Consider the following 18,022-nt stretch of genomic DNA (forward strand, 5'->3'; position numbering starts at 1 on the left):
CCCTTAGTTATTGTTCCAGATCAGATTAAAAGAGCAAGAACCTATATAATGTGAGGGAATACATATTAAGCAGGAAGTTTTAATGGATTGTATGGTGTTAATGGTGTTTATTATAATATGTGACGTACTGCATATTTAATTGCGTGGTGTTTATGGAGTTTATTATTTTCAGTAACAAAATATCAAATTTCATTTATTAAATTAATTTTCTGTCAATTCAGGCTGTGTAGAGGATCACAAGTTTTTTATAGCAACAACGACGGGCACATAAAAAATGGTAAAATTATTCTTTTAATAAGCGCGTTATAGCAAATAATGAAACTCTCATTCCAGGTAAAACTGTTCGTCTCCCTTGTGGTGTTTTTCATGGGGTTATTTGTGCTGCTTGGCGTCTATTACTATGTTGATATGAGCCGCCAGTTGTACCAGGAAATGAGTGTACGCGCCCGCATTCAGGCTCAGGAGATAGCGCTTATCCCTTCACTGAAAACGGCTGTCGCACACCATGATATAGCGCAAATTCACCAGTTCATGACGCTGGTAGCTAAACGCAGTGATGCCAGTTTTATTGTTATTGGTGATGAACATGCCAGGCATCTTTTTCACTCAGTATTTAACGACCGGGTTGGCACAAAACTAGTGGGTGGTGACAATCAGTCTGTTCTGAAAGGAAAAACAATTACTACTATTCGCAAAGGTGGTTTGGGTATTTCATTGCGCAGTAAATCGCCTATTTTTGATAATCAGGGTAAGGTTATTGGTATTGTTTCTGTTGGTTATTTAAAAAGTTACCTCGACAACATTACTGCACGAAAAGTGGTTAATATCGCGTTATCTGCTGCCTTTATCCTGATGTCGTTATTTGTTTTTTCGTGGTTTTTTACTCGTAGTATCAAAAAACAAATTTTCTCACTGGAACCACGGGAGATCGGTTTATTAGTTCGCCAACAAAAAGCGCTGATGGAATCTATCTATGAAGGGGTGATTGCCATTGATGCTCAATCCCGTATTGCGGTGATCAACCAGGCCGCCAAACATTTACTCGGACTGACTCAATCCTCGCGCGAAGTTCGCGGCAAACCTTTATCAGAATTGATTGACCCGGTGCACTTTTTTCACCCTGACACCATGTTGCAGCAGGATACCCATGATGAGATTTGCTGTTTTAACCACCTGACGGTTATCGCCAGCCGGGTACGGATTATGCTGGAAGGAAAGTTACAGGGTTGGGTAATTACTTTCCGGGATCGTAACGATATTGATGCCATGGCAGCACAACTCAGCCAGGTTAAGCGGTATCTGGATAACCTGCGTATCATGCGGCACGAACAGCTAAACCATATGGCGACACTGGCGGGTTTACTGCATATGGGGCGCTATCAGGAAGCAACTGCGTATATTCAAAGCCAGTCAGAACATGACCAGGAGTGCCTGGACTTTATTTCTGACCGCTTTCAGTCGCCCACGCTGTGCGGGTTGCTATTAGGCAAAACAGCGCGAGCACGCGAGAAAGGTGTCACATTACGTTTTGATCCGGCGTGTGAAATGCGTGAACCTTTCCACGGGCTTACTGAATCCGGGCTTTTGTCCGTGATTGGCAACCTGCTGGATAACGCTATTGAGGCCACCCAACGTGCCAGCGGTGCACATCTTCCTGTTGAAGTGCTGATTCGCTTATCCAGCCGGGAGCTGATTATTGAAGTCGCAGACCACGGTGTTGGTTTGGATCCGGCAATCCGTGAGCATATTTTTGAACGCGGTGTCACCACCAAACAACATGGCGACCACGGTCTGGGGCTTTATCTTATCGCCAGCTATGTCAACCAGGCTGGCGGCAGCATTGAAGTGGCTGATAATATTCCTTCTGGCACGGTTTTTTCACTGTTTATACCCTGTGTGCCAGCCCTTGCTCCATCAGAAGAGGAAACTGTGTATGCAACTGGAACCCATTGATGTGTTGATTGTGGAAGATGAAGCACCACTGGCGGAGCTTCATGCTGAATTACTCCGTAACCACCCACAACTACGCTATGCAGGTACAGCCACCTCTCTTGCTGATGCCCGTCAGTTGCTACAGCATCTGCGTCCTGGTCTGGTCTTGCTGGACAATTACCTGCCAGATGGTAAAGGGATAAGTTTGATGAACAGCCCGTGGATTGCGGAACACAAATGCTCAGTGATTTTTATTACTGCCGCCAGTGATATGGACACCTGTAGCCAGGCGATTCGCAATGGAGCCTTCGACTACATTCTTAAACCTGTATCATGGAAAAGGCTGGATCAGTCTCTGGCGCGCTTTGTGCAATTTAATGAGCAGCAACGCACCTGGAAAATTGTCGATCAGCGTAATGTGGATTCGCTCTACCAGTTACAAGGCAAAAATTACCGCACAGAAAACGGTAATAAAGGGATTGAGGAACAAACCTTAAGCCGGGTGCAAAGCTTATTTGCCAGCCCTCATGACACGGTGTTATCCGTTGATGATGTGGTAAATCAGACCGGGCTCAGTAAAACGACCACCCGGCGTTACCTGGAGCACTGTGTGGACAACGGCTTTCTGGATGTTGAAATGCGTTATGGCAAACCAGGCCATCCACGGCGCATGTATCACCGCAAACAAGAGTTGGGTAACTAATCACCGCGCCATCCCTGGTGCGGTGGTGACGACACTGGCGTGTCACGCCCTGTGTTTTTCTGTATTAGTTCAGTTTCGCTTTCGAGAAATCACTTCCCATCAGGCTGACACTGTACCCGGTCACATTGCTGCGGGTAGCATAGAAAGTTTTCCCATTGGCTAACGTCAGCCAGGGCGCCTGCTGGTAAAAAATGGTTTGTGCCTGCTGGTATAGTTTTGCTCGTGCTGCCGGGTCACTGGTTTCTTTCGCTTTGGTGACCAGAGCATCGTAGTCTTTATTACACCAGTGGGCCGCGTTGGAACCACTTTTAATGCTGTCGCAACTGAGCAGTGTGTCGGCAAAATTATCCGGATCCCCGTTATCTGACATCCACCCGTACAGCGCGGTTGCATGCTCCCCCTTACGCAGGCCTGACAGATATTCGCCCCACTCCCAGGTAACGATTTTGGCCTTCACGCCCACTTTCGCCCAGTCGCTCTGGATCATTTCCGCAATACGCCGCGAGTTAGGGTTATACGGGCGCTGAACCGGCATAGACCATAAATTGGTTTCAAAGCCATTCGCATATCCCGCCTGTTTCAACAGAGCTTTGGCTTTTTCCGGGTTGTAATCGTAATCCGGCAAATCTTTTTTGTAGCCCATCATCGTTGGGGGAATGGGTGATTTCGCCACCGTTCCTGACCCCATAAATACGGCGTCCACAATCGCTTTTTTATCCACGGCATAATTCAGCGCCTGGCGCACCAGCACATTGTCGAAAGGCTTTTTCTCGGTATTAAATGCCAGGTAGCCAACGCTCAGCCCGTCAATCGAATGCAAGGTAAGATCCTTGTCTTTTTTGATAGCGCCAAACTGTACCGGGCTGGGTGCAGGAATAATCTGGCACTCGTTTTTCTCCAGTTTTGCCAGGCGGGTTTGTACGTCAGGGGTAATGGAGAAAATCAGGTGTTTGGTCGGCACTTCGCCATCCCAGTAATTCGGATTCGCAATGTAACGAATCAGGGAATCCACTTTATATTGCTGCAACGCATAAGGCCCGGTACCAATTGGCCAGGTATCCACATACTCTGGTGTGCCTTTTTTCAGCATAGCATTAGCGTATTCCGCAGATAAAATCGACGCGAAATCCATGCCCCAGTCAGCCAGAAATGCGGCGTCAGGCTTCGTCAGCACAAACTGAACATGGTAGTCATCCAGCTTTTTGACGTCTTTAATAAGGGATGACAGCCCCAGGTCATTAAAGTACTCATAGCTACCGTGTGACACATTATGGTAAGGGTTATTTGGGTCTTTCTGACGCATTACCGAGAAAATGACATCATCGGCGTTAAAATCCCGCGTGGGAGTAAAATATTTATTGCTGTTGAATTTAACGCCTTTGCGCAGAGTGAAGGTATAGGTTTTGCCATCGGGGCTGATGGTCCAGGAGGTTGCCAGAGAAGGAACTGGCGAGTTGTCTTTCGGGTCGAATGTCACCAGGCGGTTATACAGTGTTTGTGAACTGGCAACAAAAGTTGGGCCTGAGCTGGCTAATTGCGGGTTAAAAGACTCAGGGGATGCCACAGAACAATAAACCAGCGTACTTTCCGCTGCCAGTGCCGCACTGGCGGGAAAAAGAGCGGTAAGTAACAACCCGGTGAGAAATTTCCTTGTCAACATATCGTATAACCTGCCATTTTTTTAAAACATAATGACAGCACAGACCAACTGATTTCGCAAATAACGAAAAGTACTCAGGTTATGACTTTTTCAGATTTTATGCGTAAATTATCTCCATTTTCCCGCTACCGGCATGCGAAAATTCACACTTATTTTATTTCAGGAAACAAATTCAATTTGATTACGCCCCTGTAACCCAAGGAATACGGACTCAGCCAGAAAGACATTTCCTGGGTTTACTTTATCTATACCCAACTGTTTCAGTATGGTTTTTTTCATATAAAAAATATGCTTATAGGTGATTTCATTTTTTTCCGCCAAATAATTATAGTTATCCCCCTCCATAATAGACTGATAAATATCAAAATAAGACGCCTTAAGTGCCACCTTTCCCGCACCCTGCCTGCATAAGGGTTCACACATCAATAACCCACGCAATTCAGCTGGTGTTATCTTTAATGGTGTAAATAACCGGCGAAAATTACGAGCAAGGCGATGCCAGTGAGGTAACAATATTACCTTCTCTGTTCTGCAACGCATTAATCTTAAGCTCACTTTCCTGTATAGCATACGATTGTGAATATTCAGAACAATATAAAAGTATTGCTCAAGCTCACTGACTGGCAGTGTTAATGCTTTTGCAGGGCAATAATGCTGTACCATGCAAAATTTATCCATAGTTGCAGCAACACCTACAGAAAAATAACTGTCATCGGAAATAACGCAAATTTTCATACTGGTGAAATCCTTTAGGTCACCGGCAGGCTGGGAACTGCGGGTACTACTGTTATAATGCCTGTAAGAGTATTAATGGCTGGTGACTGATGCGTTTTATTCTTCTGATTTAATAGCCACTTCTGCACTCTGTTTCAGGTGTTCATTTACCAGACGCAAATGTGCAGATTCCTGTTCCGCCAGCCCCGAATCCACTAACAACTTTTCCATATTGACAAATTTCACGGGTTCAACTCCTGTTGTTTTCTCGTTACAGCCTGCGACAACCCCCACCAGCACTACAGAGGTAATCGTTTTATTCACCTGAAAAAGCGCACTTTATTCATTACATGCCTCTTTATGTTGAATTTATCAGGTAAGCGACACAACTCAGCCGCTGACATGAACCATAAGAGCCAGGCAGTTCACTACGCGTACCCGGATACTGAGTAAAACGACCGGCCCCGCCGGATTCTGAAACGAATGAGTGAAATTTTTCGTAGCGGCATGCTACATGAGCACAACGAAGGCAGGAATTTTATATCAGTAAAAAATGCATTTATAAGAAATAAAGGCGGTAATTAATAATTATAAGGAATATTATTCTGATTAATATTAAATTTCATTCGATAAATGAAGATAAAGGCAGTCATGCCTGCAGTTTTGACGACCGTACAGACAGCGCATGGCATAACACTGGCTGCACGAAGACAAGGACCGGGGGGGGGTTATTCCGTCACATCCCAGCCCCGGGCCTGCCACAATGCGGGCAATTGCGCTAAATCATAAAAAACAGTGACGCGTGGATGGTGTATCGGTTGGTTATGTTTGTCAGCGCAAAGATAAAATACATGCATTCCCGCAGCCACTCCCGCCTGAGCACCGGCCATCGAGTCATCAACTAAAATGCAATGTTCCGGGTTCACTTGCATGGCTGTTGCAGCGTGAAACATCAATGCCGGGTCTGGTTTCCAACAGTGAATATCGTAGCCACTGAACAGGCGCCCGGGGAAAAAGTGCAACATCCCCGTTTTACCCAGTGACTGTTGCATTTTAGACACGGGACCATTGGAGACAATGCATACAGGAACCGTCACAGATTCAACCAGCGCACGCGCCCCCGGGATCTCTACCAGTTCGCTCTCAAACAAACGTGCCACTTCAGCACGATATACAGGTTCCAGTTCAGCTTTGTCCAGTTGAACACCGTGCTCATCATTGATTGTATCGATGATTTCGTAAAGCTTGATGCCTTTAAAGCGCTGATACATGGTTTCCAGGCTCAGGGTAATACCAAACTCATGGAACATATGCACATACGCTTTGGAACAAATCACCTCGCTATCGACCAGCGTCCCGTCGCAGTCGAAAAAGATAGCTTCAATGGCTGACATGGGTTTTCCTGAATGTATAAGTTGAGCAGTTACTTTACGTGGTTTGTGCAATGCAATCGATCCCGTATGCGCTAATCAGTGAAAAAAATCCGGCGATTGCCACTCCCTTTATGCATTTTGGTATAGGATAGCGACGTTTTTTTCTTCCTTTACCGGAAATTGATAATGAATCAACTACACACCTCCCCGGCAGAGCGCCAGGGATTGCTGGAGCGCATCTTCAAATTACGCGCTCACGGGACAAGCGTACGCACGGAAGTAATTGCCGGTTTCACCACCTTCCTGACCATGGTGTATATCGTTTTTGTTAACCCACAAATTCTCGGCGTTGCGGGAATGGATACCAGTGCGGTATTTGTCACTACCTGCCTGATTGCAGCATTTGGCAGCATCCTGATGGGGATTTTTGCTAATTTGCCCGTTGCGCTGGCTCCGGCGATGGGGCTGAACGCCTTTTTTGCCTTTGTGGTGGTGGGCGCAATGGGCCTGCCGTGGCAGGTTGGGATGGGAGCCATTTTCTGGGGCGCCATTGGCCTGTTATTACTGACTATTTTCCAAATTCGCTACTGGATGATATCCAATATTCCCGTGAGTCTGCGCGTCGGGATCACCAGTGGTATTGGCCTGTTCATTGCGATGATGGGGCTGAAAAACGCAGGTGTCATCGTCGCAAATAAAGATACGCTGGTTTCTATTGGTAACCTGACCTCGCACTCGGTGTTGTTTGGTATTATTGGGTTCTTTATTATCGCCATTCTCGCGTCGCGTAATATTCACGCCGCAGTACTGATTTCCATTGTTATCACATCTCTGTTGGGCTGGATGATGGGTGATGTCCACTACACCGGTATCGTCTCTGCTCCACCAGATGTGCATACTGTTTTCGGCCATGTTGACCTGGCGGGTTCATTCAATATTGGTCTGGCCGGGGTTATTTTTTCTTTCATGTTGGTGAACCTGTTTGACTCCTCCGGCACGCTGATTGGTGTTACCGATAAAGCAGGCCTGGCCGACAAGAAAGGCAAGTTTCCGCGTATGAAACAGGCACTGTTTGTTGACAGTATTTCCTCTGTAACAGGCGCATTTATTGGCACCTCTTCAGTGACTGCTTATATTGAGTCTTCTTCCGGGGTATCTGTCGGTGGGCGTACCGGGTTAACAGCGGTAGTGGTAGGCTTGCTGTTCCTGCTGGTTATTTTTCTGTCACCACTGGCCGGAATGGTACCTGACTATGCCGCCGCAGGTGCGCTGATTTATGTGGGCGTGCTGATGACAGCCAGCCTGACTCGTGTTGACTGGAAAGACCTGACGGAAGCCGTCCCCGCGTTTATTACTGCAGTCATGATGCCGTTCAGCTTCTCAATTACAGAAGGTATCGCACTGGGCTTTATTTCATATTGTGTGATGAAAATCGGCACTGGCCGCCTGCGTGACCTGAGCCCATGTGTGGTGGTTGTCGCACTGTTGTTTGTGCTGAAAATTGTGTTTATTGACGCACACTGATACCCGCTTTTCATGTTAAAAAAATGGCTGCCAGAGGGAGTTAATCCAGGCAGCCATTTATTATTTATGCCGGGTATGCTTGATCTACCCGTCAGTTAACCCGTTGATGCACACCAGCATACTTGCAACTGATATATTACTTAATAATTAATGCCTTATCTGCCGGCATACTGGTAAAGCGCATTAACCGGGTATCCGGGTCATGTGCCCTTTCCTGCAAATCTCTTAACACTCGCCAGCCAGAAGCTGTATTAAACTCCCACAACTTCAGGCGTTCTGCTGCCGGAGCACCTGCCACAGACCACACCAGCAGATCTTCTGCATCACAAATCGTTTCAACCAGTGCCATAGGCGCAAAACGCAACCGTCCAACCCCCGGCAATAATTGCAGTTCATGGGTAATATTATTGGGTTGACCAATCAGTTTTCCCAGACTTTGCCGCACCGCCAGAATCTGGACCCAGGCTTCTTTCGGATCGGTTTGGTTATTAATCCAGATGACTTCATTACTGCTCAGGCCCTCACGCTCCGCAGGCGCGTTAATAATGGTGCGCTGAAGCTCCATATCCAGACCACATTTACCTTCAGTTGCCACCACCACACCAGCCCAGTTTCCCGCATAAGCCACCGAGAAATCGGGTAATTCCTCACTAATAAAACGTGGGCGCCCCTGCTCAAAAGTAATTTCTGGCAACACAGCAATGCCATACAACATAAACATCAGTTCAGCCAGCAAACTACGTGAAGCAAGAAAGCGGTTACGTTTATGGGGAGGAAGTTGCTGCGAATATTTCAGCGCCTGGGCTGAAAGGCGTGGCGACAAATTATGTGGGTAAGAGAGTATCCCCCGTGCAAAGTGCGTAGCCATCGTTCACTCCTTGATTAATGGGCAATTAACGGGCGTATACACGACCAGCCACCAAAATAAGAAACAGGTGTTGCCATGCAATACATTGAAAATCGAATTTTACGCATTTAAGAAGAAAAAAGCTCAATACAACACAACAATCACTGAACTTTACAATGTACAGATAAATCCGCCAGAAAACGCTTAAACACCGCCAGATTAAGAAAGCGGTGTGCAAGGCAAATCACCATGACCTGGGCTGCGTCCCGGCAAGCAAAGAACCCTGACCCGCTGCTTGATAATAGGTGCATCCGGAAATCCACCGTCACGCTTTCGTTCATAAATAACACGCTCATTCACCTGAATAATCAACTTTCTACCCGTTGCTGGCTTACGAGCCACACTCGCCAAATCATCTCTATGCGCTGAACGAACACGCCAAACATAGAACAATTCTCATTATCAGAGAATGAATTGCTTACACTGCGTGTTTATATTAGCTTTATTCCATATTGCTAACACTATTGTAACCTTAACACAGTGTCTGGACTCCTGTGCTGTCCCCCTGCCCGTTGTCTTCTCTGGTTCTGCTTCGGGGTTATTTAGGAGAATGGATTTATGAATGGTCGTTATCAACATTACCTGTCACTCAAAACCACACACCCACAAAAACATACCAGTGAACTCGCAGCGCAAATGGCTATTAGTGAAGCAGAGTTGTTCTTTTGCCGACTGGGACAGGATGTAGTCCAGCTACGCCCTGATTTCACAGCCTTGCTGCACGGGCTTTCCCTGGTGGGTGAGATAAAAAATATTACCCGAAATCCTTACGCTATTCATAAGCTAGTTGGCCGTTATGACAACCTGCGGCTGGGGCAACATGGTATTGTCCTGAACCCACGCGCTCTGGATCTCCGCCTGTTTCCTGCTCAGTGGCATTGTGCCTTTGCCGTAGATGAACAAACCACACAGGGGCTACGCAGAAGTATTCAGATTTTTGATAACCAGGGCAGCGCCGTACTCAGCGTCTTCACAACTGAGCACACAGACCTTAACGCCTGGAGTGAACTGATTAGCGAATGCAGTTTACGCAAACACCGGGAACTGGATCTGCGCCCTTACCCGGTGCCATTACACTCCGGCGCTGTTAATGCACAGGCGCTTGAGCATGAATGGCGCGCAATGACCGATGTTCATCAATTCTTTAGTCTGCTGAAAAATCATGAAGTTTCACGCCAACAGGCATTCCGTGCGGTAGGAGCTGACCTTGCCTGCCTGGTTGATAATGATGCCGTACAACAAATCCTGGTCCAGGCTGAAAAAGCGCAAAATGAGATAATGATTTTTGTCGCCAGCCGGGGTTGCGTGCAAATTTTCACAGGGCCAGTTGACAAGGTGACAGCAGCAAACAAACAACTGCATGTGGCAAATCCGGCATTTTCGTTGCAATTAAATATGCATAACATTGCCGAAACCTGGGTCACACGTAAACCCACCCGGGAAGGATTTGTTACCAGCCTGGAACTGTTTGCTGCTGATGGTACTCAGATAGCACAGCTCTATGGTCAGCGTAGTGAAGGTATGCCAGAACAACTTATCTGGCGGGAACAAATCGATGCTGTGATGAACACGGGCGTTGCAGCGTAAGCAGGAAGAGGCCTGGCCGGATGGTATCCGGCACTCAGGGAAGCAGTGCACCTCACCCGTCAGGCATAAAACAATACACTACGTAGCTCAACCAACACTGCCAGCATCGATTGTCAGTGATAATAAACTGAGCGACGAGTACAGTATGGCTGTAGCTATAATGCCTGCCATTGCTTGCTCAATGCCTGGACATGCATTTGCTCTTCATATTCCAGAGCACCTTTGCCATGTATAGCCGCAGAGAAAGTGCTAAACCAGTCGTCGCTGTTCGTTGTATCACGAGTTAGTTCAAGAAATGCAGTGCGTAACTGTTGATGATGGCTGTTACCTGCCTGTAAGACCGCCAGGTCTGATTCTGCCTGGGCCTGGCTGGCATCATCCCCGCGGGAAGCGGCCAGAGCAATGTCTTGTTTAGCCACAGACTGCCACTCATTGTCCTGGATTGTTACCTTTGCCTGGATAAACTGCTGTACAGTCTGCCGTGCAAGCGGTTGCCAGTCTGCGGCAATATTCTCATCCACCAGCTTATTCAGTTTGGCCTGTGTCATCGCAAGATCCATTGAATCGGTTAACTGGGTCCCGCTACCCGGTACGCTACTCAGTGCAGTGTGCAGTTTTTCAGCCAGTTGATCCGCTGTTATGCCGTCTGCCGCTGCGTAATAAAACCCGGTGAAGCTCACCGCATCAGTTGCCGTAGCCTTATCGGTAAAGAGTGGGTTAGACGAGCTGGGGCTTTTTGCCAGGCGTTGAGATAAAGAAGCCAGGCCATCCAGTTGTTCTGGCGCAATGGCTTCCGCCGATTCAACAGAATAATTCAGCGAAACAGTCACGCCGCTATCCTGCTGCAGAGCTATATCAGCACTGCTACTTACATCTTGTGCACGTTCAGCATCTTTTGTTTTTGTTGAATATCCGGAAGTGGCGCGGCTGGAATTGTCAGACAACGACGACGTCACCGTTATTACGCTCCCGGCGAGTGACTTTGTGAAAAGAGTATTCATCCTTTTTCCCTGAGAATAGACATATACTCGTCTGTTATCGGCACAAAAGCGCAGATGTTTACACGATATTCAAGTAATACTAAAAAAACTGTTTAGCTGGGCATGAGATTTATTCGATTCAGCACGGTACTGAAGAAAAAAATGGTTTACCCTGGAAAACACTTTAGTATCAGAATGATGAATATAGAAACACATATTCCCCAGCCAGTTTTATTTATATTCAAGACCAGGGAAAACATAACAGCCGGGGATCGTGGTAAAAATACTCTGGCTGAAACTACCAAATATAGTAGGCATGAATGGCTGATGTGGAAGCAATAGCAGAAAATCAGGATTAATAATAATAGTTATTATTTACAATGAATGTCAATTTTACAGCACCTGAGATAGCCAGAGTCATATACATGATTTATGTTTCTCTTTAATAAAAACACTGCAGGTACTCTTATTAAAATAACATTATCTATACAGACCCCAAATGCAGATTTATTACCTGTTTTTTTAACAGAGGATAAATAAACCGGCTACATATTTAGGTAGCCGGAGGGATTAAATAAGGCACAGTTAACGTTAGAAATCGTAGGTCATCGATACTTTCAGGGTTCGTGGGTCGCCCTGGAAGATGTAATAACCGTAGCTTTCTACAGAAGACCAGTATTTCTCATTGGTGACGTTTTCAACACCAACACGCCATACCATTTCATTTTTGTCTTCGTTAATACGCATCCGGTAGCGCACACCTAAATCCAGTGTGGTGTAGCTGTCCAGTTTTTTGGTGTTCGCGGCATCGGCATACTGTGAGCCAGTATGGTTGACACGCGCGGTTGCTGTCAGCCCTTCCACATGGGGGATGTCATATTCTGCGCCCAGCACCCCCACAAAACGCGGCACACCAATGGCATCGTTTCCATCGTTGGTGCCACTTTCTGTCTTAGACAGTTCCGGGTCTATCCAGGTGGTGCTGGCATTCAAACGCAGGCCAAGTACTGGCTCACCAAACACATTCAGTTCAATACCACGGTTACGCTGCTCACCATCCAGGCGGGTGTAGTAACCTGAGCCGACATAGTCGTTAATCACTGAAGGTTTTTTGATTTCAAATAATGCGAGGGAACCTCCCACGCGGCCAAAATCCATTTTTACACCCACTTCGTTTTGTTTGGAGTGAATGATGCCCAGGCTTTGGCCGTAATTCAGTGCGCCCACACCAATGGAATCACCTGGTTGTAAAGCTTCGGTATGGTTGGCATACAAAGAAACCGGCTTCCATGGTTTATAAACAACACCATAAGTCGGCATCCAGCGGTTGTCTTCGAAATGCGAGGTTTCCGCTCCGGAGTTATAGTCATAGTTGACCAGAACCACTTTTTGATAGCGAGCACCCAGGGTAAACAGTAATTTATCGTCCAGCACACCCAGCGTATCGCTTAACAGCCAGCCCTGAGTACGGCTACGAATGGTTGGAGCCGGGTCGGAATATTTGCCACCAGAATAGTCTGTGCCTGGCATAGAGACAGACTGCGGGTCGTAGATATTCGTTGTGGCGGTGGGTGACAGCGCCATTTTGTAAGCGGCACGCGTCTGGCTGGTAGATGCCGCATAACCCACGTTAACATTGTGTGACACAAAACCAGTATCGAACTTACTTCGCAGACCTGCCATACCACTGAAAGTATTGATAATGGTATTGGTGTCCATGCGTGAAACTGTGGCATCACCCAGGGTATCCGTCAACGCTGGTGTGGTATATGTCCCGGTTTCATGAGCATGTTGCCCCCCCAATGCTGCATACGCTGTCAGGTGGCCTTCATCGAGCAAATCATACTCTGATTTCACCATACCGAATTCGTTTTCGATATCGCTGTAGCCCCATTTTTGACTGTAATTCGTGGTATGCCCGGGTACTGCCGGAATAAAATCGACACCACTGATATTCACACCATTACGGCTGCCATGGAAGGTTTTCTTCTGGTAACCAAAATCCAGCGAAGAACGCAGGCGGTCACCTTTATAATCCAGCCCAAGCGAAGCCAGAGTGGTACGGCGTTTATCGTTATCTACCGCACCTTCACCTTCACGGTGAACCAGGTTCACACGCGCACCGAACTGGTTGTTATCACCAAACCGGCGGCCCACATCCAGTGTTCCCCCTAATTGGGAATCCGAGGTGTAATCCACGCCAACGCGGGTAACTGGCGTATCTTCTGCACGTTTAGGTTCCAGGTTGATCATGCCGCCGACACCAGAACCGGCCGCACCATTTAATAGTGCGTTCGCGCCTTTGAAAATTTCAACGCGCTCCAGCATTTGGGTATCAACTACCTGGCGAGGAACCACACCAGGCAGGCCTCCCATTGTCATGTCATCGCCATCGAGCGTAAAACCACGAATACGATATGTTTCAGCGAAGTTGCCGTAACCCTGGCTGGACTGCACGCCAGCGTCATTTGCCACGACATCGGCAATGGTATGTGCCTGCTGGTCCTGGACTAATTTAGAGGTATACCCCACTACATTAAAAGGGACATCCATGGCACTTTGCTCACCTAACATTCCCAGACGGCCGCCATTTGCGACTTGCCCGTCCAGATAAGCGGGAACCAGTTCATCGCCACCTGGCTGGAAGGAAGTGTCGGGTGAAGCGGTCACCGTAATGGTGTCTACTTTCTGGGAGTGAGTAGCCCTGGGCTTTGAGGTATTTGTTGACTGGCTGTCCGTTGCTGTGCCCGCAGCAAGTGACGGGAAAATAGCGCTACTGATGAGCAACGCCAATATACAAGGCCCTTTGCCCACACAAGTTGACTGGCGGTTTGACACGGCTTTTCTCTCTTTTTATAAATGATAAGATTTATAATTTTGAGACCGATTATCATTTTTAGTTTGCTAAAATCAAGTCATTCTTTCCTTGCTAAGGATTGAGTATTTTACATAAATGAGAAGAATCAGTGCGTTAGAGGCAGCAAAAAAAAGAAATCTGTTTTCCCGGAAAAAAACACCCGGACAGATATTATATATCCGTAGCTTTAGATTACTGTTGTCGGTTGGTCGTAATGAAAAACGTGAAGAGCCACAATCTAGTGTTCAAAGCCGGGCAACACCGTTAATGCCACCAGATGCCATGGGTTGGGGAAATAAAAACCAGGGTTGTATTTGCCCATACAACAAGGGGCAAACCTGTTTTCCCCTTGTTGCCCACCAAAACTGTTAGTCGACATCTGCCAGGTCAAAGATTTCATCTACCATGCTACCTGCCAGACGGGAAGCAGAGCAAATACGTGGCATACCCAGCGCAATGTTTTGCCAACTTTGCGTCACTGACCATGTAACAGGTTGATACTCTCCATGGCTCCAGTCTCCCAACCAGCTCAGTAGTGCTTTCAGGTCCATCATGCCAGTGGCGGGAGGAAATGTAAGCCACTGATGATAGAAGTGCCGGGTTCGTGCTGATGCACCAATATCATAAGCCAGCTGCGCAACAGCCTGCTCCCGAACCGATTCCAACAGGGAGCGAGAATCTATGGCCTCATGCGCACGGCACACATCGCCAAACAATCCCCAACGCAATTCCTCCAGCGCAATATAACAGCGCGAAGCCGGAGAAAAGCGCTGATAATGCCCGGTACGCCAACGGGCAAACACTTGCTCACAATGAACCTGGGCCTGGTTAAGGCTGTCTGGCTTTTTCAGTTGAGCGTCCAGCCGCTGCTGACGCTGGCTTATCAGAGATTGCAGTTGCAGCAGATGATTTTCTCGCTCATGACCGGGAGGGCAACTGGCACGCAACACCTGGACCCGTGCAGCCAGCGAAGTCAGAGCAAACTGACTCAGTGCCATTTGACTGATAAACCACTGAAGCCAGGCCAGGTTAACATCGCCATGATCCATCGCCATTTCACTGGCATGCAAAACTTGACCGGCAGGGAGTTTCTGGCGAAATACCGCCTGCAGATGCATCCAAAACTGGTTGCTCTGTGGGTGGCGGTAGCGCTCCCGTCGCAGGTCAATATCGCTGGCAAGGTCGACAACAAACTTACCATTAATACACTCCAGCGTTTCTTCTGGTATTTCAATTAATGATGAATACGTCATTATTATTGTTCCGCTTTAAGCAGCGTCTGAATATCTTCCTGCAATAAACGTGTATCTTCCCGAATAAATGTGACTGTTGTGAGGCAGTGCTGTACGCGTTTACGTAACCCTTGTTGTTGTTCATGGCTTTGTTGGCGGGCCAGCATGCAGTGATTCAGGTTGCGCTGAATGGCCTCCAGCGCACCAGTCACCTCGGCAAAAAATGTTGCGAGACACTGGGTAACAGATACATCCAGTTGAGCGTATACCGCCCCCCGCATTTGTTCACAGGCCTGAGTAATATGCTGGATAAGTTTTGTCTGTAGTTCATTAAGGTTAATCACAAACTGGCGAGAATAATCCGTATTCCCCTCCAGTTGATCCGTTGCACCATTAAACCAACGTTGCATTGCGGAACGAATCCCGGTTTGCATTTGTGTATTGACGGTGCGCTGTTCTGTCAACGCATCGGCAAAACAGGAGGCGACACTGGCATCCAGCAACATATTTTGAATATCCGGCAAAGAGAGAGGCTCCTTGACACAAGTGTCAAGCCCGGCACTCAGGCGTTGTTCAATAGGCTCAAGTGTTTGCCGAAAAATCACTGTTAACGTTTGTTTCAGTGTTTCTGCTATTGCAGACAGCGTCGATGCCATATGGCCCTGAGCCCATGTCATGATCGCTTCACAGGAATGGCTTATCTTAAACAGACTGAGTCTTGCCAGATTTTCGGTACCAGAAACCAGCAGCCTTTCTCCCGGGGTAAAATCCGGTTCATGATACAGCAATGAGGGCACTTTTTTCGTTATCATTGCTGGCACAACACCGCGTTCAAAGTAGCTTTTCAGGGCTTCATGAACCCGCTGCTTGCACAGGTCAAGATGATTGCTTATCTGCCCAATCGCCTCTTCCATTTCCATTTGAATGCGTTGGGCAACCTGAGCCTGACACGAATATAAGGTGGAAATATCCAGCTCAAGGCTCTGAATATGCGCCTGCAGGCTGTCATTATCCATATTTAACCCTTGTGCACGCAGAAACAGAAACTCACTGGCAAGACGGGAATAACTATTTAATTTTTGTACTGCCGAGTGCAAGGCAAAAAGTGAGGCCTTCCCATGCGCCGCATCCAGGATGGTGCTAATGGGGCGTTCCAGTAAAGAATCCTCCCAGAGTAGCTGCGCCGCCTGCTCTACATGGGGAATGTTTGCGAGATCAGCCAGTTGCCAGCGACGCCCTAATGCCGCATCGGCAAAATCCTGCACCCAACGATGTTGGTCTGGATTAGGCAGGCAACCATGCTGTTCAATTTCATGTTTTGCCCGGTAAGCGAGGTAACCCCACATTGAAGACACCGGGAAAATATGCTCGGGCGAGATAACCCCACGCATCAAAGAACCCGCTATCAGAGCGCGAATTTGCTTTTCGTCATCGCTATTACGATCTTTTTGATCAAATTTGTTGACCAGCGCATATACAGGCACTTTATCCCCAACCTGTGCCACCACCCGACGCATTTCATCATCGGATATGGACTTAAGTTGAGTGTAATCCAGTACCACCATAACCGCCGAGGCGCGGCTTAATTGTTCTTTTAACATTTGCTGCAAATAAGGCTGGCCAGCTTCGTTAGGCCCCGGTGTATCCAGCAATGTCAACTGACCATAGGGCGTTTCCTGCTCAGACAGGTGAACAAACTCCACCTCAATCACAGGAATATGTTCAATCGCAGTATACGCAGCAAAAGGAAAATCAATATTGAGTACCTGAGACAACCGTACCAGGTCATTCAGGCTTTTCAGGCAGTAAAAGATAGGCTGGGCACCCAGATAGTGCCGTTCAAATCCCTGCTTATCAATAATGCGCTGAATCAGGGTTTCCATATCGTGGTCTATTTCCAGACGCTCTTCCAGCGCTTGCCGGTCTGAGTGTACCAGGCAGGTGTGTAAATTCTCCATCAATGCTTCAATGGGCAAAACATGCGGGAAATAGAGACGGGGTTCCCGTTGGCCCGGAGTGTGGCGAATCAGTGTTGGCAATGCCGTCATAGGCCGGTTACGGTTGGGCAGTACTTCTGTACCAATAATGGCGTTAATCGTCGTAGACTTGCCTGCTTTCATGGTGCCGACAATTGCCAGTACCATTTCTTGATGTGTGAGCTTACGCAACTCACTTTGCAAGATTTCATGCTGCCTTTGTATGCCATTAAGACTGAAATGGTTTGCGTTTGCAGCAACAGTGCTGTCTGTCGCTGCAACAGGTGGACTTGAAGCAGGGAACTGTTGAATCGAGTCAAGCTGCGAAATAGCCAGTTGCAATAGCCGCTCCGCCTCCTGGCTTAATTCAAATACTGTCTGTGTGTGCATAGAACCTTTCCTTAATGCAAATCATCAGGCGTGATAATCACGTCCCTTATTTTTTAGTTATGAAATAGCCTGGAACTATTTATTTTTAATATAAAGAAAAACCATTACCCGCAGGTAAGGAAGCAAAAAGATTTCTTTTCTATTCAATCAGTCAGCATGACACAACACTGGCAACAACCCTCCCCAG

Annotated in this window: 15 protein-coding genes; 4 read left to right on the plus strand and 11 right to left on the minus strand. The window is 47.4% G+C overall.

The window, feature by feature from the left end; genetic code table 11:
* Window positions 1-315 precede the first annotated feature (315 nt).
* The gene (locus MPHASIOC01_RS25350) at window positions 316-1,953 is read left to right on the plus strand and encodes a sensor histidine kinase (RefSeq protein ID WP_064596587.1); all 1,638 of its coding nucleotides are present in this window, start codon (window positions 316-318) and stop codon (window positions 1,951-1,953) included.
* Window positions 1,934-2,635 carry a response regulator gene (locus MPHASIOC01_RS25355; protein WP_064596582.1) on the plus strand — a complete coding sequence of 234 codons (702 nt, stop codon included), beginning with the start codon at window positions 1,934-1,936 and terminating at the stop codon, window positions 2,633-2,635. The genes MPHASIOC01_RS25350 and MPHASIOC01_RS25355 overlap by 20 nt, the downstream gene beginning before the upstream one ends.
* Before the next feature lie 64 nt (window positions 2,636-2,699).
* Here the strand turns inward: MPHASIOC01_RS25355 and MPHASIOC01_RS25360 are convergent, their stop codons facing one another.
* The 4 genes from MPHASIOC01_RS25360 to yieH all read right to left on the minus strand — a co-directional run bounded on the left by MPHASIOC01_RS25360 (window position 2,700) and on the right by yieH (window position 6,403).
* Window positions 2,700-4,295, minus strand: a complete 1,596-nt coding sequence (locus MPHASIOC01_RS25360) for an ABC transporter substrate-binding protein (protein ID WP_353613550.1) — start codon at window positions 4,293-4,295, stop codon at window positions 2,700-2,702.
* A gap of 159 nt (window positions 4,296-4,454) precedes the next feature.
* Entirely contained in the window at window positions 4,455-5,030 is a 576-nt protein-coding gene (locus MPHASIOC01_RS25365; RefSeq protein WP_353613551.1) for a hypothetical protein, read from the minus strand.
* Between the two features lie 96 nt (window positions 5,031-5,126).
* Window positions 5,127-5,255 (minus strand): hypothetical protein, encoded by a 129-nt coding sequence (locus MPHASIOC01_RS25370; protein WP_269448062.1) that lies wholly within the window; start codon window positions 5,253-5,255, stop codon window positions 5,127-5,129.
* A gap of 482 nt (window positions 5,256-5,737) precedes the next feature.
* A complete protein-coding gene (yieH, locus tag MPHASIOC01_RS25375) occupies window positions 5,738-6,403 on the minus strand; it encodes a 6-phosphogluconate phosphatase (protein ID WP_064596577.1) in 666 nt (221 codons plus the stop codon).
* Window positions 6,404-6,568: 165 nt separating this feature from the next.
* Between yieH and MPHASIOC01_RS25380 the strand changes: the two genes are divergently transcribed.
* Window positions 6,569-7,906 (plus strand): NCS2 family permease, encoded by a 1,338-nt coding sequence (locus MPHASIOC01_RS25380; RefSeq protein WP_064596575.1) that lies wholly within the window; start codon window positions 6,569-6,571, stop codon window positions 7,904-7,906.
* 136 nt (window positions 7,907-8,042) lie between these two features.
* Here MPHASIOC01_RS25380 and MPHASIOC01_RS25385 read toward each other — a convergent pair whose 3' ends face one another.
* Complete coding sequence (locus MPHASIOC01_RS25385) at window positions 8,043-8,774, minus strand: 4'-phosphopantetheinyl transferase superfamily protein (protein WP_064596573.1); 732 nt, start codon at window positions 8,772-8,774, stop codon at window positions 8,043-8,045.
* A 198-nt stretch (window positions 8,775-8,972) separates the two neighbouring features.
* Window positions 8,973-9,155, minus strand: a complete 183-nt coding sequence (locus tag MPHASIOC01_RS25390; RefSeq protein WP_353613552.1) for an Rdx family protein — start codon at window positions 9,153-9,155, stop codon at window positions 8,973-8,975.
* A 216-nt stretch (window positions 9,156-9,371) separates the two neighbouring features.
* Here MPHASIOC01_RS25390 and MPHASIOC01_RS25395 point away from each other — a divergent pair, with 216 nt between their 5' ends.
* Entirely contained in the window at window positions 9,372-10,400 is a 1,029-nt protein-coding gene (locus MPHASIOC01_RS25395; RefSeq protein ID WP_064596569.1) for a hemin-degrading factor, read from the plus strand.
* Between the two features lie 155 nt (window positions 10,401-10,555).
* Here the strand turns inward: MPHASIOC01_RS25395 and MPHASIOC01_RS25400 are convergent, their stop codons facing one another.
* From MPHASIOC01_RS25400 to MPHASIOC01_RS25420, 5 genes are all read right to left on the minus strand, one after another.
* Window positions 10,556-11,401 carry a hypothetical protein gene (locus MPHASIOC01_RS25400; protein WP_353613553.1) on the minus strand — a complete coding sequence of 282 codons (846 nt, stop codon included), beginning with the start codon at window positions 11,399-11,401 and terminating at the stop codon, window positions 10,556-10,558.
* 570 nt (window positions 11,402-11,971) lie between these two features.
* Window positions 11,972-14,056 (minus strand): TonB-dependent siderophore receptor, encoded by a 2,085-nt coding sequence (locus MPHASIOC01_RS25405; protein ID WP_353614981.1) that lies wholly within the window; start codon window positions 14,054-14,056, stop codon window positions 11,972-11,974.
* A gap of 419 nt (window positions 14,057-14,475) precedes the next feature.
* On the minus strand, window positions 14,476-14,637 hold the full coding sequence (locus tag MPHASIOC01_RS25410) for a hypothetical protein (protein WP_353613554.1): 162 nt from the start codon (window positions 14,635-14,637) through the stop codon (window positions 14,476-14,478).
* On the minus strand, window positions 14,606-15,490 hold the full coding sequence (locus MPHASIOC01_RS25415) for a diguanylate cyclase regulator RdcB family protein (protein ID WP_064596563.1): 885 nt from the start codon (window positions 15,488-15,490) through the stop codon (window positions 14,606-14,608). The genes MPHASIOC01_RS25410 and MPHASIOC01_RS25415 overlap by 32 nt, the downstream gene beginning before the upstream one ends.
* 2 nt (window positions 15,491-15,492) lie before the next feature.
* Window positions 15,493-17,835: a dynamin family protein gene (locus tag MPHASIOC01_RS25420; protein ID WP_064596561.1), complete on the minus strand. Its 2,343-nt coding sequence runs from the start codon at window positions 17,833-17,835 to the stop codon at window positions 15,493-15,495.
* Window positions 17,836-18,022: the final 187 nt, after the last annotated feature.

Source organism: Mangrovibacter phragmitis (assembly GCF_040429585.1).
Taxonomy (GTDB): domain Bacteria; phylum Pseudomonadota; class Gammaproteobacteria; order Enterobacterales; family Enterobacteriaceae; genus Mangrovibacter; species Mangrovibacter phragmitis.